This window comes from Brevibacillus daliensis (assembly GCF_021245735.1).
GTDB classification, from domain to species: Bacteria; Bacillota; Bacilli; order Brevibacillales; family Brevibacillaceae; genus Brevibacillus_B; species Brevibacillus_B daliensis.
On record NZ_JAJISB010000001.1, the window covers coordinates 263338 to 289460 of the forward strand.

Here is a 26123-nt window from a genome sequence, read left to right on the forward strand (position 1 = left end):
CACCAGAGATCTGATCACATGGTGACGCTATCTCTGAAAAGCACGGCACATCATCCAATCCATCATATCACTAGGTAAGTAAATATGGTTAACTTAATTCGATCTTATCATACCTTTTTGGGTTTGTCACGATATTTCACTTAATCAAAACTAAGTTTCTGCTTCCTCATACCTATATTTAACACGATAGCCATGATCAAGAAATTGGTTAATAGTGAGCTACCTCCATAGCTGATAAATGGAAGAGTAATCCCTGTAATAGGCATCAGCTGAACGGTCATTCCAATGTTTTCAAAGATTTGGAAGGTAAACATGCCTAGTACCCCAGAAACCACATACGCCCCAAATGGATCATGTGTCTCCATTGCAATCCGAATCATTCGGTAGATCATGACGAAGAATAAGATCATCATCAACCCACCACCAATAAAGCCAAGTCGTTCAGCAATGATCGTGAAAATAAAATCACTCTCTCCAACCGGAACCCAGTTTAAGCTGGCCTGTGTTGTAGCTGTTAGGCCTTTTCCTGTTAACTGGCCTGAACCAATAGCAATGAGAGATTGCAATAGTTGGAACCCCTGTCCTGTTGCATCTGAATAAGGATGCAACCAGTATTCTATTCGAGCGAACTGATACGGTTTAATCAGCTTATCGAAAATATCTTCCTTGTGAAACATATAGAAGTAGGATAGTAATCCCAGGAACCCTACTACCAGACCACCCATTATAGCAATATGCCTGCCTTTCATGCCTCCAACAATCAGCATAGTAGCCAGAATAGCGCAATAGACCAGTGCATTACCCAAGTCCGGTTGCTTCACAATCAGTAACATCGGTATTCCAACGATTATAAAAACGGGGATCCATTCGTAGAAGTATTCCGGTTTTCCCTTCTTCTCTTCCCGTTTTGCTAAAAAATGGGCCACCGCTAAAATGGTAAACAGTTTCATTGGCTCGGCAGGCTGGATATCAATCGGACCAACGGAAAACCAACTTGTTGTGTTTCTAACCGCATCGGTGAAGAAAACACCAATCAACATAGCAATACCAATTGCATAGAAAACCCAGCTAAGTGCACGAAAGAATCGATAATCTATGGTTAGTATAATAAGTAACACAACAAAACCTAAGAAATACCACTTCATCTGTGTCATAGCAAGCCCCACATGAGCAGACCCGCTAATTCCCAAATAACTAAACACGGCAAGACCAAGGAGGATGAGTACGATCAGCCAATCTAGCTGTTTTATATATTTTTTATCAAAATCCACGTTTCTCCCCCCTTGCATCTGTATGGTGATTCCTCTTGTTTAAGTATTATCCTGCAAAAAAAGGAACAGGAGTATACCCCTGTTCAACGTTTACTTAAAACCAAACATCCTGCGGAACTTTTGAAGAACGCCTTTTTTCTCTTGTAAAGGTAACAATGGAACAGTTTCCCCGAGCAATCTACGTGCTATATTCCGATAAGCTAGAGAAGCACGCGATTCGTGACTCATGACAGCAGGTTCTCCAGCATTAGCAGATTTAATTATATGATCATCATCAGGTACGACACCCAGTAAATCAATCGCTAAAAGATCAAGAATATCTTCCACATCCAACATATCACCATTCTGCACCATATGAGAGCGTACTCGATTGATGACCAGCTTCGGCATACCCACATCCTCTTTTTCCAACAATCCAATGATGCGATCCGCATCACGGACAGCTGCTTTTTCAGGAGTGGTCACGACGATTGCCTGATCAGCACCCGCTACAGCATTGCGAAAGCCTTGTTCGATTCCTGCTGGGCAATCGATAATGACATAATCATACTCACGTTTTAATTGAGTCACAATCTCTTCCATCTGCTCAGGTGTTACAGCTAACTTATCTTTTGTCTGTGCTGCCGGAAGCAGTGCTAGAGTTTCGAAACGCTTATCCTTAATCAATGCCTGTTGTAGACGACAACTTCCTTCTGCCACATCCACCAAGTCATAAATAATGCGATTTTCCAAACCCATAACCACATCAAGATTGCGAAGACCAATGTCTGTATCAATCATGCATACTTTCTGACCATTTAATGCCAGAGCTGTTCCAATATTAGCAGAAGTTGTTGTTTTACCGACTCCACCTTTTCCTGACGTTACAACAATAGCGATTCCCACGTTTACTTCCTCTCCTTCATTCCGTACAGTTATGCTTTCTTCTCACCCAAATCTGGACGTAGACGATGCAATAGGTTCATTTTGGCAACAACCATCTGGTCATTCTCCAAATAAGCAAATTCTGTCGCACCATTCTGATCTGACCATTCTTCTCCAGAACGACTGATCACATCTGCAATTCTAAGTTGGGTAGGGCGCATGGAGGCGGATGCAATCACTGCATTCCGATTTCCATTCAGTCCAGCCTGAGCCGCACCTCGAAGATTACCTAACACGTAAACACTACCGGTGCTCTTTACTGTACCTCCTGGGTTTACATCCCCTAGCAACAGGATATCTCCATCGAATTCCAATACCTGTCCGGAACGAACGGTGTTTGTCTGGATAATAAATCCGGGAGTTTCGTTCTGTTTATCTGCTTCTTCTTTCAAAATTACATCTGAGTCGATCATATGAATGACCAGATTGCCTTTTTGGCGAATGATCTGGGTTAATTCTTCCTGTTGTTCAGGGCTACAATAACGTTTTCCCAACTTAATCGAGATTCGGATCAAAGGACCGCTCAGGATTTGCTGGTGACTATGTTCTATTTTTTCTCGCAAATCTTCTATTAGCTCCTGAAAAGAACAGGTATCATCCATAAAAAAGACAAGACCGTCTTTTGTTCCTTTAATTACCACTTTACTTTTAGTCGTATTCATGGAGATGTTTCACCTCGACCGTTACCATTCGCCATTAGCTGAAAGAAATCCTGCTCCTCTTTTAAAAATGCCTTTACTTTTGTCACTCAGTGTCAGAATTTGTCGCTGGCTGATCATTTGGGAAGAGGGAAAACATTTCATGATAGGCGTCCAAAATATCGCGTGCAATATAGTCAGAACCGTGATTTGCCTTAGGCACAACTACAACAAAAACCATCTCAGGCTTTTCATAAGGTGCATACCCGACAATCAACGAGTTATCGGCTCCCACACCAGTTTGTGCTGTACCTGTTTTGGCTGCTACATTATAAGGTAAGCCTGCCATTGAAACTCTGGCTGTACCTTCACCTCTGGTAACTTGTAACATCCCTTCCTGAACCAGCTTAATATAGGACGGATCAATGCTTATTTTGTTTAGAACAGTCGGTTTAATAATGCTTAATACCTCACCTGGTTTCAAAGGATCTTCCGAGCCTTTACGAATCTCTTTTACCAGATGTGGTTTAATACGGTAGCCACCATTTGCAATTACTGATGTGTACTGAGCCAATTGAATTGGGGTGAAGTTCTCATACTGACCGATCATCGCATCGGCAATACGTCCCATTTCATCTGCAGTAGGTTTTAGTCCTGATTTTTCACCTGGTAAGTCAATTCCGGTTTTAACTCCCAACCCGAATTGTTGGTTATAGAATTCAATTACATTAAAAGATTCACGGTAACCATTACCTGCTGCCTGTTCCCGCTCCTTCAATCTCCAACCAATATTGTACATGTACGTGTTGTTAGAAACACCAAGAGCTCTCCTTACATTAACTATTCCATGACCACCTGATCGCCAGTTTCGTTTTTTTACATTTCCGAACCAAAAATAACCTGGATCATTGATCGTCGTTTGTGGTGTAATCAGCTTTTCTTGCAGTCCTAACATGACAGAGACTGGTTTTACCGTTGAACCGGGCGGATACAATCCGCGAGTAGCGAGATTATTCTCTGCAGGCATAATTTCCTTCTCATATTTCTCATTAAATTCTTTACGGTTATAACGCAGATTTAAATCATAATCAGGATAGTTAGCAAGAGCTAGAACCTCACCTGTATTCGGGTTCATTACAACAACTGATGCAGTTTCAACTTCCCTCGATTTGGATGATCGTTTCATCTCTTCCATTCTTGTTTTCAAGATCTCTTCGACTTTGCTCTGGAATCGCCAATCAAGTGACAGGATTAAATCATTTCCTGGCTCCGCGCGTCGTGTTTCTTTTTTCACTACAGTCTCAGAACTCTGATTAACCTGTACTTCCATGACACCGTCATTACCACGCAATTCTTTTTCATAGGACTTCTCCAGCCCTTCCTTACCAATACGGTCTGTCTGCGAGTAGCCTTGTGACAGCAATTCCTCAACCTCATAAGATTCAATCGGATTAATGTATCCAAGGATATGAGTAGCAAACGCTTTCCCATCAACATCTTTCTTAATTTGTCTAACAGGTTCAACGATAACATCAATTCCTGGAAGTTCTCCCAATCTTTCATTAACACGTGCTACCTCTACCTCTGTAGCGTTTTCCTTAATGCGACGAGGAATAAACTTCGGCATTGATGAATCTCTCATTCTTCCTAAAATCGTAATCCTGTTCCACTCTTTCAACCGTTGCTCTGGAGTTAGCGGCAAGCTGATATCGAGATTAAACCGTGAAACCAATTGCAGAATGCCTGTTGCATCTAAATTAGGTAGATCTTTTACTTGCGGCAGCTTTGAGAGCACCAAGTTCAGATTTTCCTGCATAGAAGTACGAGCCTCATCTTCCATTACAATCGGATAAGGTGTATTCGTAGTCATTAAGTGGTTGATCAGGTCACGGTCATAAGCATTAGCGGTTTCAACCTGCTTTCCATCAACTGGAATTGTCTTAGGTAATTTTTTTTGTAATTCATCCCGATCAGCATCATCAAAAGGAGAACGAATCGGCTCTCTCAGTGTGTGTGCTGTTTTGATCAAATCATAATCACTCATATTTTCAAGCTCTTCATGCTTCGGTAATGCTTGTAATTTGGGTGTAATCATCTGAATCAACTGGTTTTTTTGCTCAGGGCTGAAAGTAACATCAATTGTCGTTTTCAAATCAGTTACTTTCTTTACCAACTCTTTATCTGTTCCTATTTTTTCATCGGTCTGAAGCATCGAAGCTAAATTAGAAGCCAACTGCTCTTCGTCTTCTGATTTCAGCTTCATATTTTGCTCAGAAGTATAGGTTACAGTGAAAACCGGCTTGTTTGAAACAAGTATGTTCTGGTTAACATCCATGATACGCCCGCGTGGAGCTGGTATTGGGAGCTTACGAGTACTGTATTTCTCTAAATCATGCTGATACTGTTCTCCCTCTACGATTTGAACATAGGCAAGCCGTAAAATGATCGCGGCAAAAAATATAAACACGATAAAAAATAAGATATTCAACCGAATCGGAATATGAGACTTCGGTTCCTGATTCTCTCCCATTCGCGCCCCACCTCCTTCGTTCCACTACTCGTGAGCGCGCTCTTTATTTTGTAGCACCTGATCGCAAAGATTCCTAACCGGCTTATATACCAATATGGCAAAAATCATGTTAGCCACAAGGGTAGGGATAATTTCGTTCGTAAGAGTCCATTGCACATTTACAGGATTTGTGTAGAAAAGCCTAAACAATGTATAGGTAAGCCACTCATGACCAAACAAAACTAGCGTTAACGTGCTAATTACAACTGCCACACTTCTATGGAAGATCATGAGCACAAGTCCTGCCATATAACCTGCTACCATCATGGACAAGGTATATACCCCAATTACATTTCCATAGAGCATATCTTGAAGTAGTCCAAATGCCATACCATAATACAATCCTTCTCGTCTTCCAATAAAAAGAGAGGCATAAATGATTCCCACTAAAGCAAAGCGGGGAATCGTCTCATATGACATTCCCCATACACCAGGTGTAATAAACTGAGCCAACGTGCTTTCCATAAAGAAGAAGACAAGCAAGAGCAACGTAAACTTGATACGAGCTACCATATTACTTGTCGCCTCCTTTATCAGCGGATTTTGTTTGTTGTTCTGCTGCATTAGAAGGTATTACTTCTCCAGATGGCGTTGTAATAAAATCACGATTTACTATAAATACATCGTTAATCAATGAAAAATCTGCGTAAGGTTTAATATATGCAGTCTGGGTGAGCCCATAATCTCCTGGTTCAATTCTCTCCACGATACCAACCGGAAGTTTACTTGGAATTGTCCCTCCCAGCCCAGAAGTAATAACAGGATCTCCAACTTTTATCTTGTGTTCAAGTGGGATCTTGCGCATAATTAGTAATTTTGCAGTCGAATCATAGCCTTCCAGAATACCTGGAGCCCAGCCATTCTCCGTTTTAACCGGCGTTGGTACTGTAGTGTTGTTTTGCCCTACGGCTTGTTGGTCTTGATTGCCTACATTTTGATTGGTTGTACCCTGATTAGCGGTATTTTGATTCCCCGCCCCCTGCTGAGTATTCCCGGGTTGTGTTCCAGCTGGGGGTTGGACGGGTACAGTCGTAATGATATAACTGGATACACGATTCTTGGCAGAGGTTTCCAGACTTGTTAATAGTTCCACTGTGGAAGAGAAATTCGAGACGCTTTCCACGCGGCCAACCAATCCTTGGGATGTAATAACTGCCATATCCTTTTTCACGCCATTCTTACTACCATTACCAATAACCAAAACATCATTCCACTGGCTCGTATTACGTGCTACGACCTGAGAGTAAATAAGATTGTAATCATTCATATCCTGCTTTACCTGCAAATTTTCTAGCAGTTTCTTGTTTTCCGCTTTCACTGCCTTTAATTCTGCAGCCATTTGTGTATATTGGTCCAAACTGGATTTAAGAACGCGATTCTCTTCATATGCGTTAAATACATCTTGAACTTCATGAAAGAAAGTAGAAACAGCTTGGGCAGGACGATAAAATATCTCCTGCACCACGCTGGCAGTATCTTTTAAGAATTTTTCTGGCCATGTCAGGTTAAGCCTGTCTCTAGCTGTGGAGCCCATGACCACAAGCAACAATACCAAACCTATTAGCACAATGATTAATTTGCGGTTACCAAAGAATGACATGTGTTTTCGCCACCTAATTATCGACGCTTAGCTCTTGATGAGGTAATACCTGCCTTTGATTTAAACAAATGCATGTTATCCAGAGCACGCCCTGTACCAACCGCTACACAGTCCAAAGCATTTTCAGCCACATGTACTGGCATCCCTGTTTCGCGTGCGAGCAGACGATCCAGATTGCGTAACAAAGCTCCTCCACCTGTTAAAACAATACCACGATCCATAATATCAGCAGCTAATTCTGGTGGACTCTTCTCTAAAGTAACCTTTACTGCTTCCACAATTGACAGAACTGTCTCAGACAATGCTTCAGCAATTTCCGTACTTGTTACTGAGATTGTTTTTGGTAGACCCGTTACAAGATCACGTCCTCGGATTTCTACTGTTTCTGTCTCATCAGGTGCAATAGCAGAACCAATTTCCATTTTTAACGTCTCAGATGTACGTTCCCCAATCATCAAGTTGTAGCGGCGTTTAATAAATTGAATGATTGCTTCGTCCATTTCATCACCTGCAACCCGAATAGAACGGCTAGTAACGATACCGCCGAGTGAGATAATTGCAACTTCAGTTGTACCTCCACCAATATCTACTACCATGCTACCAGTTGGTTCCCAAACCGGCAAATCAGCACCGATTGCTGCTGCAAATGGTTCTTCAATTGTGAACGCTTCTTTCGCACCCGCTTGCTTGGTAGCATCCTCAACAGCGCGTTTTTCAACAGCGGTAATGCCAGATGGTACACAAACCATTACGCTTGGGCGACGACTAAACATACTTTGATTCTTCTGAGCTTGACGAATAAAGTATCTCATCATCGTTGCAGTCGTTTCAAAATCTGCAATAACTCCGTCTTTCATTGGACGAACAGCTACAATGTTACCTGGAGTACGTCCGATCATATTTTTTGCGGAATTACCTACCGCTTCAATTGTATTGGTATCCGTGCGAATCGCAACAACAGATGGTTCTCGTACAACAATACCTTTTCCTTTTACATATACAAGGGTATTGGCAGTACCTAAGTCAATCCCCATATCACGTGTAAAGCTTCCAAACATATAAAAAATCTCCTTCCATTATGTCAAACGGGTTCCCACAATTGGTTCCGATCACTGACAGCTGTTTTTGTTTCAGTTTTTAGTCGTTACATGTAACCTTGTTCTTTCAAGCTTATGTAACGTCCATCTCCAATGATGATGTGATCGAGCAAAGAAATACCCACTATTTCTCCTGCTTCTCTCAGTGTTTTTGTTACCATGATGTCTTCTTTACTCGGAGTTGGATCACCGCTAGGATGGTTATGAAGACAGATCAAGGAAGCGCTACTTCTCTTAATTGCTTCTCGAAACACCTCACGGGGATGAACTACGGAAGCATCTAGACTCCCGACAAAAATCGTCTTTTTTCCCAGTACATGGTTCTTTGTATTAAGAAATAGACAGATAAAATGTTCCTGAAGTAATTGAGCCATTTCTGACATCATTAAATCTGCCACATCTTTAGGTAGACGTATTGGCTTGCGAGTAAGTTGCAGATTTTTTGCAGACCTGCGTCCTAGTTCAATAGCTGCCCGAATTTCCATAGCTTTTACAGGTCCAATTCCCTTGTTCTGTATCAATTCCTCTTGTGTTGCAATGGATAATTGATACAAATCTCCAAATTTCGCCAGCAAACGCTGTGCAACGTGGAAAGCAGTATCCTTTTCTGTCCCAGTACGTAACAAAATTGCCAAGAGCTCCGCATCAGATAACGAGGAAGCTCCCTGTTGTAACAACCGTTCTCGTGGGCGTTCATAATTAGGGACGTTTACCTGCTTAAAATTGTTACACGCCATTACCTTTACCTCCTCTGTCTTATTCCCGAGCAGGCAAAAGGTCGACGAAGAGATTACAAAGAGGAATACCCTACCTGTTTAAAAGGGAAACACCAAATCTCGTCAACATGTGAGCCAAAAGATGTAACGGAAGGCCCACAACAGTGAAATAATCACCTTCAATTTTTTGTACCAATGTAGCTCCCAAACCTTGGATGGCATAGGAACCAGCCTTATCCATCGGCTCCCCCGATGCTATATAGCTATAGATGGTCTCATCTGTCATCGCTTCCATAGTTACGTACGTCGAGGAATAGCTTACTTCTGCCTTACCACTGGCTACATCAATAATCGCAATACCAGTAAATACCTGATGCATGCGTCCTGATAGGGCACGAAGCATACGATAAGCATCCTGTTCATCAGTCGGTTTTCCAAGAACTTGTCCATCCAGCACAACAATTGTATCAGAGCCAATAACTAGACCAAATGACAAATTTCTGGTAATTACTTCCGCCTTTTGAAATGAGAGTGTTTGAACAATTTCTTCCGGTTTTAGATCTGGAGAAACGGTCTCGTCAATATCGCTTACCTGAATGGTAAATGGCAGTCCAAGATTCTTTAACAGCTCTTGACGACGCGGGGAAGAAGACGCTAAAACAATTGGTGGATAAGAATTCATGTGAATCTCCCCCTAATGTATTTTTTTATAAATCCAGAAGGCCAAAGCTAACCCAACAATACTGGCTAGGTTTAGTTTTACCTGAAAGTGCAAATCATACGAAATAATATCAAGATCTGCTGCAGGATTCCATATTATCACTTTGCTTGCATGTAAAAAAGGAAGCCATGGACCTAAAAGTTGTCCTACCAGACTCCCGAATAGCATACCTGCAATCAGGACAATTATCATAATAATAAAGTCTTTTCCTGTCATTCTCCCATCCCTCGTTTATGTCGATATCTGAAAGAAAATGTATTTACCACACCTTAGTGTAGCAAAATAACACCGCAAGAGACAACTAGATTATCTGATACATGTAAATAAGAATCTTTGATTGTACTTTAACGAAAGAAAGGTACAAAGCGCAAGAAAATTGCGCTTATTGTACCTCTCATTTTTCCACTATTTTTGGAGTAGCTTCGCATATTGATCCAAATATCGCATCAAACCTTTTTGTACTTGCCATGCATACGGTTCAGCATTCACCGTTTTCATCTGAGTCATTGAGGTTATAGCCTGGTTCATCCCGTCTATCATCCCATTGACATATGGATGATATTCTTTGGGAAGGGACTGCAAGGCAACTCGGCTTTGATCTAGAAACTGTACATGCTTCGATTTTAATTTGCTCTCTACTTCTGCTGTAAGAGGTGTTATCTTTTGTTTATCTGTATTAACTACCTTTCCTGACTCACTAGCTAATGCTTGGGTAAGCTCTGCTCCTGTCTTAAAAAAAGTAGCAACAGCCCCTTTATCCGTTGAGTTACCTATTTCTAATGCCGAGCCAGGAACTAATTCCATTTGTTTTTGACTGGCTGGTAACAAGATTTCTTTTACATAAGCATCCATTTGCTTTTGCTTTACACTATCTGCGAAACCTAGAATAGCATCACGAGAAGGTGCAAGCGCTACTAATAAATGATGTTTTCCCTCCATTTGATATAAAAAATGGGGGAGGCTATCTTCATTTAACATGTCTATAGCAGGTTGTGCTGCTTCTGGATTTGTAAAAACCCCTAGTTGAACCATGTAAAACTTCATTTCAGGGAATTGTACGATTGATTGGACCGCTCCTGCATTTCCTGTAGACGCTTGCGTACTTGGTTTGCCCATCGTTTGCGTGTTCTGATCGTTACCAGTAGAAGGCTGAGTGGGAGGAGCTTCCGTCTGATTCCCTGAATCTACTGTCACTGTTGGCGATATTACTGGTAGCGATGAGGTAGTAGGTTGAACATTTTTATCTTCCAAAAATACTTGAAGAACCATATAACCAAATAACAGTCCTAAACTAACTGCTCCTATCGTAGTAAATAAAAAACGCAACAAGGGTCTTTTATGAAGCTTATTCTGATCTGCAAATAATCTTTCCCACCAAGCTTTATCCTCGCTATCGTCTAACATACTTATTTCCTGATAATCAAGCTGAGAAAACTCCTTGCGAGTATCGTTTGGCATCTCATAGGTGGAATACTGTTCATGTTTGTCCAGCTCCGCAAAAAAAGCTTCCTTACTTTGGTGACTAACCCACTCTTCTTCTACTTCCCTTAGCCGTTGCATGGCATCATGCCAATCTGCTTTCGGTTCTTCTGATTGTACCTTAGACTCTACTTTGTTCTCGGTTTCTTCTATCTGCTTGGTTTCAATTTGTTTGTTAGGTGGGTGTAATTCTACGATTTTAGAACGAGACTTCACCTGGTTCTCTTTACTTATTTCTTTACTAGACTGTCCGTCCTCTTTTTTGGCAGATGACAATTTAATAGAAATCCGATTGGATGATTGTCCACTCATGAAAACTGCCTCCTCATTCTCTCAACTCTAGTATTACAAGTCTACGAGAGAGGAAGCAGAATTATGACTATCTTTCATTCCTCGATATGCAAAAAAACCTGGAATCGTTGCCAAAAACATAACGCATGCACTGATGATAAGCATGATGCGTAAATCCTCTACGTAAAAGAACAAGGATGAAACAGCAGTCGCAACAATGGCTGCTGCACTCGGCAATACATCCTGTATACTGCTTACCCTCCCCTGATATTCGATAGGAACGATGTTTTGCATAACAGTAAATATGGTAACAAAAAACGGAGTCCCCCCTATTGCCATTAGAATCAAAGCAATCATAAGCATTGGTACATTCGTTGCCAGAACAAATATTACATTGCCTAGAATAGAGAGTAGTAAGCCAACGAAAAAAAGATTATGTAATCCCAGTCGTTGGGACAAAAGAACATTTGAGAGTGTACTAATAAAGTAAGCAACTCCACCAAAACTGATGATTATGGCATAGTACTCCTCCTGTAAGCCTAATGTACGTGTAATATAGAGTACTTCATATGCATCAATCACCGTCGATCCCAAGATAAATAAAGTCATTGCCAAGGTAGTATTTTTAAGGATGTGGTTCTCCCAGAGATACCTTCCTGCAAACATGATGTCATCACAGAGTATCGCAATACTCTTTTTATATCCGTCTAATGGGTTTCCCTTCCTCACGTCATCACGATATGGGATAAAAATAAGAGAAAAAGCGGAAAGAATGAAGGTTATCGACTGAATATAGAAGGAAAAAGCCTGATTAATCAGTAGCAAAAGAGTTCCAATGAAAGGTCCGATAAATTGAGAGAACGGAACGATCATTTCCATCAAAGAATTAGCTGTATGACGATTTTCTTTGGTAGTAGTTTTCGTCAAAATGGGGGTTAATGCTGCAGAGAAGAATGTACTTAGCATGTGGTCGATAAAAACAAGAAGAAATAATATATACGAATCTAAAAAAAACGGCATAAGTGCAATTGCGAATGCACGACCAATGTCTGAGCTAATACTTGTAAATTTTGGTCCCAACCTGTCTACGATTGAGCCGGCAATGAAACTAAAAACAAAGTTAGCTGTGATTTTCATCAAAAATAGTAGAGGAATCCAAGCAGGGTTATGCTCTGCGATTATCAAGCTGATTACGACCAGATAAATCCAATCTCCCAGTTTTGAAACAATTCGACTTAGAAACAGTATCGTGAAGTGAAAGGTGAATATATTTTTTAATGAAGATACAACAATCCTTCTCCCTCCTGTTAGATAATTCATCTTTAGAAAGGTAATGGCCGTATTAAAAAGACAGAGGATACTTACATATCACGATAGTTACCTAATAGTTTTATCGCTTTTTGAAAATCAGTTACGTATACATATATCGCTACTATTGTTTCAGCATTACGATTTGTTCCCAGTGAAGAAATGGAGTTGTTCGAAGTATATTTTATTTTACATGTTATCGATTGCGATTGTAGATAGCTGTATCTTGCAAAGCCCTTGTCGATCAGACCTTCATAAATGATGTCCCATTTCTTATATTCCAAAACCTTATAGATCACAATAAATACAATCAAACATGCCAGCAATGATAAGAAAACAAGCAATATACTTACACCTCCTCATTATTACTCCTAACCTTGTACATCAAAATTTATTGAATAATCAAATTAATTATAATAAATATCATTTTATATATCTACCAAAAAATGTATGCTACCAACGGCCAGACAACATGCATAAGGAATCTCAATTTTCCCCTTCCCTCTACTCCCAATCCATAATAGGATTGCCCAGCAAACCGCCACTATATTTGCTACGAGAAGTATCCAGATGATCTGTTGTTTCCCCACAACTAATCCGATAAAAGCAGACAGTTTAATATCCCCTCCTCCTATTCCACCCCCTGTTAGAACAGCCGTTAGATATAAAAGGATAAAAGCGATTGCCATACCAAAAAGGTGTGAAGAGAAGCTTTCTTGATCGTCAGGGAAAAAATATCGACCGATAAAACATAGAAATAACGCGGGCAAAACTACCTTATCATAGATGAGCCTTTCTCTACTATCTGACCAGACCGAAATAATCATGACACCTATAAAAATGCTGACGATTCCATTTTCACCTATTCTCTCCCATTGTCCCGTCATCAGCTATCGTACCCCTCTCTGTAGTTCTCTTTCCTACCATATCGGAGCACCAATGGACAAAAAAACTGCCCCGCTAGAAATAATTCCTTATCTCTAACGAGGCAGATCTACCTATGGTTTACTTTTCTGTTACACCCTGCTTCAGCTGCTCAGCAAACCAACATGCTGACTTCCAGATATCCCCTGCACCCATAGTAATTACAAGGTCACCCGGTCTAAGCTGGCTTAGCATTTTCTCCTGCACTTCTTCCTTGGAAGGAATATATTGCGCGCGAGGATGGCTGTTTTGAATAATTTTCTCCACGAGTACTTGTGAAGAGACACCTTCAATCTTTTCTTCTCCTGGAGGCGAAAAAATGTCTGTAATAATTACTTCGTCCGCATCAGCAAACGCACGACTAAACTCCTCCATCAAGAAGAAAGTACGTGTATATCGTTGAGGTTGGAAAATAGCAAACACTCGTCGGTTGCAAGATCTGGCTCCTTGCAGTGTTGCCATGATTTCTGTCGGGTGATGGGCGTAATCATCCACCACCAGAATATCCTGAGCATCACCAATAATTTGAAAACGGCGTTTCGCTCCACGGAAAGTAGTCAATGCTTTGGAAATTTCCGCAAATGGAACACCTGCTTGTAGCGCAACAACCATGGCAGCGAGCGAATTAGCTACATTATGCTCACCAGGGAAGTGCAGAACAACTTCACCAAGCATCTCATCCCCATGCCAAGCAAGGTATCTGGTTACTAAATCGCTACATACGATATCAGTTGCACGATAATCAGCCTCTCCTCTAAAATCAGGAGTTATGGCATAGGTAATAACCTTACGTCCAACATTTGGCAGGATTTCACGCACATGTGCATCATCCACGCATAAAATAGCCGTTCCATCCGGTTTAATGTTATCTAAAAAATGAACATAGGCATTTTTCAAATTAGCAAAATCACCATCAAAATGCTCCAAATGATCAGGTTCAATATTTGTAATGATCGCATAAGCAGGATGATATTCTTTAAAAGAACCATCGCTCTCGTCTGCTTCTGCCACTACAAAATCACTTTTACCAGCCTTGGCGTTCGTTCCTGCATTTACGAGCTCCCCGCCAATAATAAAAGTAGGGTCAACTCCGCAATCTTCCAAAATGTGTGCTGTCATAGAAGTTGTGGTCGTTTTTCCATGAGCACCCGCTATGGCTACTCCCGTTCTTTCATTCAAAATTTGGGCAAGCATTTGAGAACGGTGCAAAAGTGGTATTCCTTTTTCCGACGCAGCTTTTATCTCTGGATTTTCTTTCGAGATACTAGTGGAATAAACGAGCATATCTGCTCCTTCAATATGAGCAGCATCATGACCGATCACTACTGTTGCGCCACGTTCCTGTAATTTTTTTGCCAACTCATTCATTGACACATCTGAACCTGTTACTTTATAACCTAAATCAACCAATACACGTGCAATTCCACTCATACCATAACCGCCGATACCGACGAAGTGGACATGTTGCAATGGTTCCACCTTATTCACCTACCTGTTCTACGGGAATGGGAAAGAATGAGCGTACCAAAGAGATGAAGTACAGAGATCCACAAACGAGCAGTGCATCCTCATTAGTTGCTTCATCGCTATGCCATTGTTGCAAGGTTGTTCTCCAATCTTCCGATCGCTCAATTTGCTCTGGATCAAAACCGCCTGTTATAAATGCATCTTCCAATACTTCCGTTGAAGTTGCTCGTGGAAAATCAAAGGTTGTTACATATATTTTCTCAATAGGCAGTGACGATTCCTTAAGGACAGACGTCATCTGTGAGAGGGGTTTATCTCCTAGAGCAGAGAACATCAGATGGAGACGTTTCAACTCCGGTGCAAATTCTTTCATGCTTGCAACAAGCATTTCCATTCCTTCCGTGTTGTGTGCTCCGTCTATGATACATAGCGGTTTGCTTGAAATTATTTCCAGTCTACCTGGCCAGCTAGTTCGAGCCAGCCCTTTTGTTATATCTTCTTCTTCCAGCAAAAACGCATAAGATTCACGTAAAAGATCAAGGACCATTAACGCTACACCAACATTTTGAATTTGGTGCGCACCAAGCATTCGTATTCGATATAATGATGCACCTCTTCTGTATACGCTGCTGTACGTAAACTCCTGATACCCCTTCGTCAAACTCGTTGTGACTGACTGCGAGTGAAAATCTACTCCCAACCTAAATAGATTGCTTCGTTTGGACGAGGCGATCTGCTCAATCACAGCTAATGCATCGTTTTTGATCTGCCCCAATACAACAGGAACACCTGATTTAATAATTCCCGCTTTCTCATAAGCAATATCTTCCAAGGTGCTGCCGAGGATATCTGTGTGATCCAAACCAATATTGGTAATCACCGTTACCAATGGATTCACAACATTGGTTGAATCAAGTCGGCCTCCGAGACCAGTCTCCCAAACGACGACCGCTGGGCGCACTTGTACAAAATAACAAATAGCTAAGAGGGTAATCACTTCAAACTCTGTTGGGGAACCGTACTCTGTTTCCATAGCACAGCGCTCCACCAGCGGTTTGATCTGATCCACCAGACGAGCAAGGTCAGTCTGGGGGATCATTTGATTGTTGTATCGAATTCGTTCACGGAAATCTGTAATATATGGCGAGGTAAATGTACCAACACTAATACCTGCTTCCTGCAATACATGTGTTAAAAAACTGCAGGTAGAACCCTTACCATTAGTACCTGCCACATGGACAAACATCAATCTTCTCTGTGGATGCCCTAGCTCTTCTAGCATCCAGTTCATGCGCTCAAGTCCCGGCTTTTGACCGAAACGGAGCAAACCATGCAGCCATGTTAACGCTTCTTCATAGGAAAAATCATGATCTGCCTTCATTTACCGTATGACCCCAATCGTTTGGTTATGACAAAAATGAAGCGGGCAAGCCTAAGATTTACAGATCCGCTAAACGTGCGATTACTTTTTCACGCTTACTAGCATAATCAGCCATCTTCGCTTTTTCTTCCTCGATGACATGTTCAGGCGCTTTTGCCATAAATCCAGGGTTATTTAGCTTTTTCTCAATACGTTCTACTTCTTTATTTAGTATATCGATTTCCTTTTCCAAACGCTTGCGCTCTTGTTCCGTATCAATTAGCCCAGCTAATGGAAGGAATAATTCTGCTCCTGTTACGACAGCCGACATTACTTTTTCCGGTGCTTGCAAGTCGCTTGCGATAACCAGCTTTTCTGGATTACAGAAGCGTACCAAGAACTCTTCACCGCGCTTTAGTTGTTCTTCTGCTTGTGGCGTCGATGCTTTGATTTGCAGTTCAATTTTCTTCGACATCGGTACATTCACTTCTGCACGGATATTACGTACGCTACGAATAATATCCATTAACAGGCTCATTTCTTTTTCAGCTTCGTTATATACGAATTCTGATTTTGCCACAGGCCAGTTAGCAATCGTGATACTCTCTCCCTGGTGCGGCAATGCTTGCCAGATTTCTTCCGTAATGAACGGCATCATCGGGTGAAGGAGACGCAGTGTTTGGTCAAGTACATACACTAGAACGGATTGCGTAGTTTTCTTCACTTTTTGATCGTCACCGTACAATGGCAATTTCGCCATCTCAATATACCAGTCACACAGATCATCCCAAATGAAGTTATACAGGGAACGACCTGCTTCTCCGAATTCAAACGCATCCATCAAACGAGTTACATCAGAAATTGTTGACTGAAGTCGAGTCAAAATCCATTTATCAGGAGTGGATAGTTCACCAGTCAGATCAATATCCTCATACGTAAACCCTTGTAAATTCATCAGTGCAAATCGAGAAGCATTCCAAATTTTGTTGGCAAAGTTGCGGTTTGCCTCTACTTTTTCCCAATAAAAACGTTGGTCATTACCCGGAGAGTTACCCGTAGCCAGTGTAAATCGAAGAGCATCAGCACCGTATTTCTCGATAACCTCCATCGGGTCAACACCATTTCCAAGCGACTTGGACATTTTGCGACCTTCCGAGTCACGGATGATACCATGAATCAATACATGTTCGAATGGTTTTTCTCCAGTGAACTCCAGACCACTAAAGATCATTCGGGCTACCCAGAAGAAGATGATGTCATATCCAGTAACCAATACGTTAGTTGGATAGAAATATTTAAGATCTTCCGTTTGATCTGGCCAGCCTAATGTTGAAAACGGCCATAGAGCCGAGCTGAACCACGTATCTAAGACGTCATTGTCTTGGGAAAGGTTGCTTCCGTTACAGCTTGGGCACGTTGTTAAATCTTCACGAACTACGTGCATTTCTCCGCAATCCTGGCAATACCAGGCAGGGATACGGTGACCCCACCATAATTGGCGAGAAATACACCAGTCGCGGATATTTTCAATCCAGCGCAGATACGTATTTTTAAACCGTTCTGGTACAAATGTAACACTATCTTCAGAAGCCGCATTCGCCAATGCATCGTCAGCAAGTGGCTGCATTTTAACGAACCATTGTGTAGACAGGTACGGTTCAACAACCGCATCACTGCGTTCACTATGACCAACTTGGTGAATATGCTCTTCGATTTTGAACATAACACCTTGCTCCTCAAGGTCTTTAATGATTTGTTTGCGACATTCAAAACGATCCATACCTTTGTAAGGACCAGCTTCATCATTCATGATACCTGATTCATCCATAACAATGATCTGCTCCAAATTATGACGCTGACCAATCTCGAAATCGTTAGGGTCATGAGCAGGTGTGATTTTTACCGCACCAGAACCAAATTCCGGATCACAATAATCGTCAGCTACGATTGGAATCTCACGTCCGGTAATTGGTAGAATAACCGTTTTACCAATTAAATCTTTGTAGCGTTCGTCTTCTGGATGAACAGCAACTGCTGTATCACCAAGCATCGTTTCCGGACGAGTGGTAGCAACTTCGATATAGCCACTTCCATCAGCTAGAGGGTAACGCATGTGATGAAGAGCACCTTTAACTTCCTTATAAATTACCTCAACATCAGAGAGAGCCGTACGTGCAGCAGGGTCCCAGTTAATGATGCGTTTTCCACGATAAATCAAGCCTTTTTCATAAAAGCGAACAAATACTTCTCGGACAGCACGAGACAACCCTTCATCCAAAGTAAAACGCTCACGGGAGTAATCAAGAGCTAAACCAAGATTTTCCCACTGCTCACGGATGTTGCCGGAATAGATATGTTTCCATTCCCATACCTTCTCTAGGAACTTTTCACGACCAAGGTCATGACGGGAGATCCCTTCTTCACGCAGATTTGCTTCTACTTTTGTTTGAGTAGCGATCCCTGCATGGTCCATGCCTGGTAAGAAAAGTGTGCTGTAGCCTTGCATGCGCTTGGAACGGGTGATGATGTCTTGCAAGGTTGTATCCAATGCATGGCCCAAATGAAGCTTACCAGTAACGTTCGGAGGCGGGATTACAATCGTAAAAGGTTCTTTTTGTGGATCACGTTCCGCTTTAAAGAATTCTTTCTCAATCCAGTAGGGATACCATTTGGATTCAGCCGCTTTTGGATCGTAGTTCTTCGGTAACTGGGCATCTAAAGACGCTTGTTCGTTTGCCATAATTTTTTCCTCCTTGTATCCTAGTCGACGAGTAAGTAGGACTCGCATTTCTACTTTTTGACAAATAAAAAAACCCCATCTCATCAAAGGACGAAAAGGAGTTTGTTTCGCGGTACCACCTTTGTTAATGCACCATTAAGAAACAAGTGCATTCACTCAAACACAGATAACGGCATGAAAACCGATTCCAACTACTTAACGAACGTGGTTCATTGGAATTGCTCATGGACGACTTTCCACTATTTTTTGTCCTTAGAGGATCTCGCAGCGAACGTCCTCCCTCTCTGTCAAGGTAAAACAGTGTACTCTTTCCAATCATAGCATGTCATATTAAAGGTTTTTACTACAGCATATTATAGCGAACAAGGAGTTGTTCGTCAAATACAGGTAGAGCGGAGACGCAAACGTGCTGATGTAATCTTACATCAGTATGGTTACGTCTCCCCCATTTAGTGGATATTCCTCTTTTTAAAGCGTCCACCTTTGACATCGTGGATATTTCCAATAGCCAAAAAAGCTGAGTCATCATGGTCTTCCACGATCTCTTTTAGCTTGGCTTCCTCTAATCGAGTCACAACCGTAAAAATTACCTTTTTGTCGTCTCCTGAATATCCGCCTTCTCCATTCAGGTAGGTCACTCCTCGACCCAACCTGGCAAGCAGTGCATCACCAATATCCTTGTGTTTATCACTGATAATCCAGACCGATTTAGACTCGTTAAAGCCCTCAATCGTAAGCTCAATCATTTTATATGCAATATAATAGGCAATCAATGAGTACATAGCTTGGTCCCAGCCGTAGATAAACCCTGCGCTGCCCAAGATGAAGATATTTAAAAACATAACAACTTCACCAACAGAAAACGAGCTCTTTCTATTAATAAGAATCGCGACAATTTCTGTTCCGTCTAACGAACCCCCATACCGAATGACTAACCCGACCCCAATCCCAAGGAAAAATCCTCCGTAAATCGCGGCAAGAAACGGTTCGTACGTGATGGGATCAACCGGATGAAGCAAGGTCGTTCCAATTGACATAACAGTTACTCCAGCCAGCGTTGATAAAGCAAATGTTTTACCGATTTGTTTGTACCCGACAATTAAAAAAGGTAAATTCAACAGAAACAGGAACACCCCAACTGGCCACTCTGTGAGGTAAGCAGCAATAATTGAGATGCCCACTACCCCTCCATCAATCAATTTGTTAGGGATAAGGAAAATTTCTAGACCAATGGATACAAGGATGGCTCCAAGCACAATAAATACTGCTCTTTTAATGGTAGTAATAATGTTTTTTTTCTTCGTCCCGATAGAAATTACTCCCTTCTAGTGAAAAACTCCACGAACTATATTTTAATTTTACATTAATATTCAAACTGTGGCGAATTCTAAGTGCATCACCTGTTCAAATTCCCATGCATATTCTAAAGGAATAAGAGGTGGTGTTACTATGAACTGGCGTCGTTTGAAACATCATTTATTTTTCAAACAGATAAAACGCAGCCGTGAGCTACTGGTTCCACTTGTTCTCTTTCAATTTGTACGGACGTTATTGCTCCCGACAGCTATTGATGTCCTCATTCTGGGAGGTATCGCTTTTGCTTATCTGGCAGTGCAACTGGATTGGCTATAATGAACAGGCAAGAAGTAACCAAACAAAACGGTCACATCCAATTTTATGAAAAACATCGAGACGTTTTTCATAGAAAAAACGCCCCCGGGCAACATGAGGCGTTCTCATCACCATTTTTGGTTGACCCATCGTTGTAATCTCATTAGCCGATCCAGGTCTTTTTCTATCCGTCTAACAGCAAATAGCTCTGTCCACTCGTATCTTCTCTGATAATAAGACTCCAAATCTCTCATGACTCGTTCTGGATAGTGTAAAAAGCATTTCATCAATGCAGTTTCTTCAGGACGTAGTGGAAATACTTCTCCATACTGCTCCATTACCTGAGAAGCCCCCTTGTCATCACCACCTAACTGGTAATAGTTACGTAAGAGTGCGGTCATATCACGTACAGGAGTATCAAATACCGTGCGATCAAAATTAAGCAGACGAACATGATCCAGATCGTCCATAATCGTATGGCTCGGGTGAGGAAATCCATGAATCAGGCATAGTCGAAAATGATTGCTGGTCTCATGCCTTCTGCGCCATAATTTTAATGATTCCAGCGCTTGATTCGAAATATCTGTTAAAAAAGGATAATTAGCCAAGAAAACAACATCAAAAGGAGATGGATACTCTCTTTCCAACGCCAGATCTCGATACAAATTCATCTGCTGGATCCAGAATACCCATCTAGTAAGCAAGGCATCCACCAAAGGTTCAATCTGTCTGGGATCATCAAAGCGGTAGTTTTGCGTTAATTGATGAAACTCTGCTAATCTCACTGCTGTCGCTGTTGCCCAGGTTGATAAATTATCAATCGTAATCGAATTGCTCTCTACCCACTCCGTTAGGTAATATACTTCCTCGCCTTTCTTGACAAATGGCTCATCAAACTTGGTATACAGGAAGGGAACGGCGCCCTCCCATCCACGCTCCTGAAGATGTCGTAGTACTCCACCAACATGAGTGAGACGGTCGGGCGGCGCGAATGTTTGTTTACAGACATAGGCCCCGTATGGCGTAATACCTTTATGAACCTGAGGAGCTTTGATCACTTCAATGCTTTCGATGTACATATCATAGTCTTGAAACAATGGGTATAACTGATCAAACCGACTCATGACAACACTCTTCCCTGTTCAGCGCGCTTGGCTATCTCTTGCAGGGTATGGTCAATACAACTTTGTTGCTCTACCATTTTCTGTACATTCGCTCGCAATTCCTGATCGTTTATACCATCGTCAGTCAAAAAGCATGTAGAAATTGCTTGCCATAATTCCCTCGGATAAGCCATAAAAGCAAGTAACAATTTATACTCTTCATAACTTAGTTGTTTTTGCTCTTCATAACCATCCAAAAATGCTTCGATCAACTGCTCATTTCCCTCTTCACCTGCCAGTTGCCTTAAGTAAGAGGCTGTGTCTCTTTGTTGAACAGAAAGCTGCGGTCGATAAAATCCCCGTAAAAACACTTGATTTCCAACCAAAATCCAGTTTTCCTTAAGCATTTCCTTATGAGTCACATGTAATAATTCTTCAGGTAAAGAAATTGCCGCCAGAAGGGAAGCACTACGTTCCATCCTCTCCCAAACTGGCTCCAGTAACTCTACAAGCTCAGCGACTTCATCACCTTGATGACCAATCTGCCATTCTCTAATTTTTTGTTTTGCTTGCACAATTTCTTCATTAATTCTTTCCTGTTCTCTCCTTAACAACTCTGATCCAATGGGTACATCCTGCGCTTGTTGAGCAATATGCATCCATGCCGTTGTTCGCCCACATTCCTTTATCATGGAAGGAATAAGGGGCACTTGTTCACTGTTTTTTTGGTGATCGATTAGACTATATCCTTTATTACTGTATATCACGTAAGGTTTAGAATCCTTCGTTCGAATAAACCTCTCTACATTTCTCTGCCCGTTTTTCACCATCTGCTCTCGCCAGGAAAACGACCACCGCATGTAATCTACACGCGGCCACACCCGCATCTCCTTTGTCCCTCTGTTTGTTTCGATCAGATAAAAATCATCTTTGGGAGTTACCTTGATGGTCCTGATCTTATACTTTTTGCAAATGGGTGTCAGATCGAATTGTTCACTCGCCACATTTTACCCCTCCCCATCAAAGCGGTATATAAATGATCTGTCCTTCCTCAATCCGTTCTCCTGTCAATTTATTCGCTTCACGTAAACGAGATATGGAGACATCGTAACGTTGTGCAATCGTTTCAAGCGTATCATTTCGCTGGATGATACACATTTTTAATTTACTGTATTTTTCTTCTCTTCCTTGAGTAAATGAAGTCAAATTACCAAGCCCCGTTGATCTAGGCCGTAATGCATTCGTTTCTTTTGATGCATGTGTTTCGTTCTCGTTTTGATCCTCTTTTTTCTTCACAGAGCGATTTGATCCACTAAAGTGGGACAAGATATTGGAAAAATTCATTTTACTATCTTCTTGTCGGTTTCCTTTAGGCGAAATGGCAACCCGTATCTCTTTTTCTGGTTCTGCCTGAGTAACTTCAGTTGCATGGACTTCTTCAATTTGCTCCTCTTCTGCCTGAACTTCCTCTTCTAGCTGGGTGAGAAGTAAATCAAGCTCTGCTTCAGGGTCCTTCGTATGGTCCGTTGTACTGATGATTTCTTGCGTCTGCTCGGTAGCTATCTCTGCTACATGCTCCACTTCCTCAGGCAGTTGAGTGTTCAGCTCTGTTTCTTGATGTGTTACATGGATAGCTTCCTGCTCCATTGTTGTTAATTTTGCTTCTTCCTGCTCTTCCATCTGTTCATCTACAGCTTCTGCATCGTCCGCTTCTTCCACTTTACTAACAGCGGCATAATGAGCCACTTCTTGTTGTTCCTCTTCCAGAGAAGATGCGACATCCTCATCTGTTGTCTGCTCCGTTTCCTCGATGTGGCTCACATTCTCACCAGCATCCGAATCCACGCTTACTGCATGACTTACATCTGTAATCACTGGATTTACGGTTGAAAGCTCTTCTTCCGTGACCGATATCACTTCTTGTTCCTGGGTCACTTGGTCGATTTGATCATCGTCTTGGTTCTCTTGGTTCTCTTGGTTCTCTTGGTACTCTTGCTCATCCCGGTCACTTTGATCCTCCCAATACTTCCCGTATGGATCTCCATTGGCTGTTAATTGATAAGTAGCTTGTGGTGGAATGGACTGTTCTGGTTGATTATTCAATTGTTGCGGTCTTTCCTGAGTCTCCATTTGTTCAGCAATGTGTCGCAAATGACTAAAAGTAGACTCTTCCTTCGTTATCATCTTAGAATCATCTGCTTCAGGTTTGGCTGGCTGTGATTGAGAGAGTGACAAATCCCCAAATTTTGGTGTGGATTTATCCTCTTGAGATGCTGCTTGCTTTTTAATCATATTTTGCTGATAAGCTAGTGCGCTTGGGAAGTCATTCTCTGGCTCAATATGATTCGATTTTGCTTCTGTGTACGAATGCGAATAGGGTTGCGTATTAGGTGGCTGATAATACGATTGTTGAGATGTGGGCTGAAATGGATAAGGAGGTTTTGCATATGGTGGTTGCACATAAGATTGTTGATCGTAAGGTGGTTGCTCGTAAGATTGTTGCTCGTAAGGGGGGTGCATATAACCTGTTTGTTGGTTTGGATAATAAGGTGTGTACGGCTTAAAAGATGGGGCTTGTTGGTGATCATGCTGTTGAAAATAGTCTGCAGGGTTATATGGCTTTTCACTATCATACGCCTTTTCAGCTGGTTCCTGTTGCTGACTAACCTGTTTGTAGGAATGAAAATCGTATCCCGAATCTGTCAGCTGATCTGACGACTCAACGTAATGATTCTCTTGGTATGGATAAGCACGATAACTATCATCGGCTTGGGATTCATCATGCTGCTCCTCTGCATCAAAATACGGGTGTTGCTCTCGAAAGCGTTCAGCTGAATCCACATCTAAAGCATTAAGATGAAAAGTATCATAAGCATTTGGATTACGGTACTGCTTATTAGGCATGATCTCATCAGCTATTTCCATAGAAGACTCGTCATAGCCGAGTGGCTGTTCAAACTGCGCTTCTACTTCCCGCTCTAATGCCGCCAGCTTTCTTTCCAAATCGTCAATGGTAATATTCTTATATTCATTGTCAGCTGATTCTTGTTGATTGGCTACGTGAATATATTCCCAAGCATTGGGTTGTTTATTTGCCTGTAGCTCTGCTTTGATCTCATCCTGATCTTTTAGCGTCACTCCTTCAATAATTACATTAGCCATGATGACAAGGTGTCTTGGCCCCTTTATTTCATAATCAAAACTGTCAACAATACCAAAAACCCTCCCAACCTCTTTCGTTCGGGAAAGCGGAATGGAAATGCTGACAGGGATTCGATGTGAGATAGCTTCATTTTCTTCTGGTAAAATGGATGGGCTCTCCCCTTGCTCCATTTGAAGAGGGGTGAATTTCATAGCAGCTACCAGAGTGTCCGTTCCGCCTTCAGCACCCGTGCTGGCGTCTCTTTGTGCCGCATATTTTCCCAACAGTTGAAGTGACCCCACAATGTTAATCTCCGCATCTGTTTCCCGTATTTCCAGATCCGGTAATAGTTCAAGTTCACGTAGCTCGTCAATATCCGGTTTATCGGATGAAAGGAAAACCGTCTCCCTCATCTGAAATGATAGCAATCCATCTTGAACAGACACACATGCTCCTCCTTTCAGGTGCAAACACATTCCCTATATCTATATGGACAGAGCAAAAGAAATAGACCTGTTCCTATCTGTTAAGATATCGGATGCTAGTCATTCCTGAACCAGATCGCGCTAGGATTTTCTTGATCCTACTTCAGTGGAGAAAACCAGCTTCTCTTTTCACCCTTCGCTAAAAGTCTTCGCCCCAAAGGGGTTTGACTGACCGCTCCGCACTATTCATCGGGAAAGCTCAAAACGATGTCTTCACTGTAAGACTTGCTGGGTTTCGCTTTTTTATCCCGATGAACAGCGCTACGCTGGGTCGGGCTTCGCCAAGACGCTCTGTGTGAAAAGAGAATCTGGTTTTTCATGCTATTGGTTTGTTTCTAGTTTGTTAACCGCCTGAAGCCCATTGCAGAAGAAGCACATTTTTTGTCTAGAACTATTTAAGGTCCTACTCAGCTACACAGCAAAGAGTGCGGAATCAAAAGTGCAACCCATGAAACACTGCGTAGCATCGCACCATTTTGCACTTTCCGCACTCTTTGCTGTGTAGCGGACAGTCATAGCTCCCTGCTGGACCTTAACGAGTTCACAGACAAAAAATGTGCTTCTTCTGCCTTTCCACTTCAGTAGTCATTATTAGGTCTTTCACACCTGAAATTATATACTTTCTGATACAGTTACAAAAAAAGCGAATGAAGCCTGAGTAGCCTCATTCGCCAGTC

At 41.8% G+C, this 26123-nt stretch carries 22 protein-coding genes and 1 other annotated feature; of the genes, 1 reads left to right on the forward strand and 21 read right to left on the reverse strand.

The genetic code is table 11. The features are described 5' to 3' along the window. Nucleotides 1-140: 140 nt before the first annotated feature. From LM917_RS01390 to LM917_RS01475, 18 genes are all read right to left on the reverse strand, one after another. Nucleotides 141-1271, reverse strand: a complete 1131-nt coding sequence (locus LM917_RS01390) for an FtsW/RodA/SpoVE family cell cycle protein (RefSeq protein WP_232695602.1) — start codon at nucleotides 1269-1271, stop codon at nucleotides 141-143. 90 nt (nucleotides 1272-1361) lie between these two features. Continuing rightward, the gene (gene minD, locus LM917_RS01395; RefSeq protein ID WP_232695603.1) at nucleotides 1362-2156 is read right to left on the reverse strand and encodes a septum site-determining protein MinD; all 795 of its coding nucleotides are present in this window, start codon (nucleotides 2154-2156) and stop codon (nucleotides 1362-1364) included. 29 nt (nucleotides 2157-2185) lie between these two features. Further along, nucleotides 2186-2857: a septum site-determining protein MinC gene (gene minC, locus LM917_RS01400; RefSeq protein WP_232695604.1), complete on the reverse strand. Its 672-nt coding sequence runs from the start codon at nucleotides 2855-2857 to the stop codon at nucleotides 2186-2188. A gap of 82 nt (nucleotides 2858-2939) precedes the next feature. Continuing rightward, entirely contained in the window at nucleotides 2940-5363 is a 2424-nt protein-coding gene (locus LM917_RS01405) for a penicillin-binding transpeptidase domain-containing protein (protein WP_232695605.1), read from the reverse strand. A gap of 24 nt (nucleotides 5364-5387) precedes the next feature. Beyond that, entirely contained in the window at nucleotides 5388-5915 is a 528-nt protein-coding gene (gene mreD, locus LM917_RS01410) for a rod shape-determining protein MreD (RefSeq protein ID WP_232695606.1), read from the reverse strand. Nucleotide 5916: 1 nt separating this feature from the next. Next, nucleotides 5917-7002 carry a rod shape-determining protein MreC gene (gene mreC / locus LM917_RS01415; protein ID WP_232695607.1) on the reverse strand — a complete coding sequence of 362 codons (1086 nt, stop codon included), beginning with the start codon at nucleotides 7000-7002 and terminating at the stop codon, nucleotides 5917-5919. A gap of 17 nt (nucleotides 7003-7019) precedes the next feature. After that, nucleotides 7020-8060 (reverse strand): rod shape-determining protein, encoded by a 1041-nt coding sequence (locus LM917_RS01420; RefSeq protein WP_232695608.1) that lies wholly within the window; start codon nucleotides 8058-8060, stop codon nucleotides 7020-7022. Between the two features lie 86 nt (nucleotides 8061-8146). Continuing rightward, nucleotides 8147-8836, reverse strand: a complete 690-nt coding sequence (radC, locus tag LM917_RS01425) for a RadC family protein (RefSeq protein ID WP_232695609.1) — start codon at nucleotides 8834-8836, stop codon at nucleotides 8147-8149. 70 nt (nucleotides 8837-8906) lie between these two features. Next, the gene (locus tag LM917_RS01430; RefSeq protein ID WP_232695610.1) at nucleotides 8907-9497 is read right to left on the reverse strand and encodes a Maf family protein; all 591 of its coding nucleotides are present in this window, start codon (nucleotides 9495-9497) and stop codon (nucleotides 8907-8909) included. Between the two features lie 12 nt (nucleotides 9498-9509). Beyond that, nucleotides 9510-9752 carry a DUF4321 domain-containing protein gene (locus LM917_RS01435; protein ID WP_232695611.1) on the reverse strand — a complete coding sequence of 81 codons (243 nt, stop codon included), beginning with the start codon at nucleotides 9750-9752 and terminating at the stop codon, nucleotides 9510-9512. 189 nt (nucleotides 9753-9941) lie between these two features. Next, nucleotides 9942-11327, reverse strand: coding sequence for a sporulation protein (locus tag LM917_RS01440; protein ID WP_232695612.1), 1386 nt, complete (start codon nucleotides 11325-11327; stop codon nucleotides 9942-9944). A 33-nt stretch (nucleotides 11328-11360) separates the two neighbouring features. After that, entirely contained in the window at nucleotides 11361-12626 is a 1266-nt protein-coding gene (locus LM917_RS01445; protein WP_255667862.1) for an MFS transporter, read from the reverse strand. Between the two features lie 41 nt (nucleotides 12627-12667). Beyond that, nucleotides 12668-12958, reverse strand: coding sequence for a hypothetical protein (locus LM917_RS01450; RefSeq protein ID WP_232695614.1), 291 nt, complete (start codon nucleotides 12956-12958; stop codon nucleotides 12668-12670). Nucleotides 12959-13042: 84 nt separating this feature from the next. Continuing rightward, nucleotides 13043-13501, reverse strand: a complete 459-nt coding sequence (locus tag LM917_RS01455; RefSeq protein WP_232695615.1) for a prepilin peptidase — start codon at nucleotides 13499-13501, stop codon at nucleotides 13043-13045. Between the two features lie 118 nt (nucleotides 13502-13619). Beyond that, on the reverse strand, nucleotides 13620-15017 hold the full coding sequence (gene murC / locus LM917_RS01460; protein WP_232695616.1) for a UDP-N-acetylmuramate--L-alanine ligase: 1398 nt from the start codon (nucleotides 15015-15017) through the stop codon (nucleotides 13620-13622). Between the two features lies 1 nt (nucleotide 15018). Next, a complete protein-coding gene (locus LM917_RS01465) occupies nucleotides 15019-16386 on the reverse strand; it encodes a bifunctional folylpolyglutamate synthase/dihydrofolate synthase (protein WP_232695617.1) in 1368 nt (455 codons plus the stop codon). A 58-nt stretch (nucleotides 16387-16444) separates the two neighbouring features. After that, nucleotides 16445-19105 carry a valine--tRNA ligase gene (locus LM917_RS01470; RefSeq protein WP_232695618.1) on the reverse strand — a complete coding sequence of 887 codons (2661 nt, stop codon included), beginning with the start codon at nucleotides 19103-19105 and terminating at the stop codon, nucleotides 16445-16447. 83 nt (nucleotides 19106-19188) lie between these two features. Next, nucleotides 19189-19433 (reverse strand) — a binding site (T-box leader). Nucleotides 19434-19554: 121 nt separating this feature from the next. Next, a complete protein-coding gene (locus LM917_RS01475; protein WP_232695960.1) occupies nucleotides 19555-20415 on the reverse strand; it encodes a YitT family protein in 861 nt (286 codons plus the stop codon). 139 nt (nucleotides 20416-20554) lie between these two features. Here LM917_RS01475 and LM917_RS01480 point away from each other — a divergent pair, with 139 nt between their 5' ends. Further along, a complete protein-coding gene (locus LM917_RS01480; RefSeq protein WP_232695619.1) occupies nucleotides 20555-20737 on the forward strand; it encodes a YszA family small membrane protein in 183 nt (60 codons plus the stop codon). Nucleotides 20738-20844: 107 nt separating this feature from the next. On the opposite strand, the gene LM917_RS01485 is transcribed toward LM917_RS01480, so the two are convergent. From LM917_RS01485 to LM917_RS24600, 3 genes are read right to left on the reverse strand one after another with little or no spacing between them, the layout of a single operon-like run. Continuing rightward, entirely contained in the window at nucleotides 20845-21840 is a 996-nt protein-coding gene (locus LM917_RS01485) for a YutH/CotS family kinase-like spore coat protein (protein ID WP_232695620.1), read from the reverse strand. Beyond that, nucleotides 21837-22823, reverse strand: a complete 987-nt coding sequence (locus tag LM917_RS01490) for a YutH/CotS family kinase-like spore coat protein (protein WP_232695621.1) — start codon at nucleotides 22821-22823, stop codon at nucleotides 21837-21839. The genes LM917_RS01485 and LM917_RS01490 overlap by 4 nt, the downstream gene beginning before the upstream one ends. Before the next feature lie 16 nt (nucleotides 22824-22839). After that, nucleotides 22840-25407 carry a LysM peptidoglycan-binding domain-containing protein gene (locus tag LM917_RS24600; protein ID WP_232695622.1) on the reverse strand — a complete coding sequence of 856 codons (2568 nt, stop codon included), beginning with the start codon at nucleotides 25405-25407 and terminating at the stop codon, nucleotides 22840-22842. Nucleotides 25408-26123: the final 716 nt, after the last annotated feature.

Coding starts and splice junctions, on each gene's coding strand:
- LM917_RS01440 (WP_232695612.1), bottom strand. CDS start 11,327: ATGAGTGGACAATCATCCAATCGGATTTCTATTAAATTGTCATCTGCC.
- LM917_RS01480 (WP_232695619.1), top strand. CDS start 20,555: ATGAACTGGCGTCGTTTGAAACATCATTTATTTTTCAAACAGATAAAA.
- LM917_RS01430 (WP_232695610.1), bottom strand. CDS start 9,497: ATGAATTCTTATCCACCAATTGTTTTAGCGTCTTCTTCCCCGCGTCGT.
- radC (WP_232695609.1), bottom strand. CDS start 8,836: ATGGCGTGTAACAATTTTAAGCAGGTAAACGTCCCTAATTATGAACGC.
- LM917_RS01470 (WP_232695618.1), bottom strand. CDS start 19,105: ATGGCAAACGAACAAGCGTCTTTAGATGCCCAGTTACCGAAGAACTAC.
- LM917_RS01420 (WP_232695608.1), bottom strand. CDS start 8,060: ATGTTTGGAAGCTTTACACGTGATATGGGGATTGACTTAGGTACTGCC.
- mreD (WP_232695606.1), bottom strand. CDS start 5,915: ATGGTAGCTCGTATCAAGTTTACGTTGCTCTTGCTTGTCTTCTTCTTT.
- minC (WP_232695604.1), bottom strand. CDS start 2,857: ATGAATACGACTAAAAGTAAAGTGGTAATTAAAGGAACAAAAGACGGT.
- LM917_RS01485 (WP_232695620.1), bottom strand. CDS start 21,840: ATGAGTCGGTTTGATCAGTTATACCCATTGTTTCAAGACTATGATATG.
- mreC (WP_232695607.1), bottom strand. CDS start 7,002: ATGTCATTCTTTGGTAACCGCAAATTAATCATTGTGCTAATAGGTTTG.
- LM917_RS01435 (WP_232695611.1), bottom strand. CDS start 9,752: ATGACAGGAAAAGACTTTATTATTATGATAATTGTCCTGATTGCAGGT.
- LM917_RS01455 (WP_232695615.1), bottom strand. CDS start 13,501: ATGACGGGACAATGGGAGAGAATAGGTGAAAATGGAATCGTCAGCATT.
- LM917_RS01465 (WP_232695617.1), bottom strand. CDS start 16,386: ATGAAGGCAGATCATGATTTTTCCTATGAAGAAGCGTTAACATGGCTG.
- LM917_RS01445 (WP_255667862.1), bottom strand. CDS start 12,626: ATGAATTATCTAACAGGAGGGAGAAGGATTGTTGTATCTTCATTAAAA.
- LM917_RS01405 (WP_232695605.1), bottom strand. CDS start 5,363: ATGGGAGAGAATCAGGAACCGAAGTCTCATATTCCGATTCGGTTGAAT.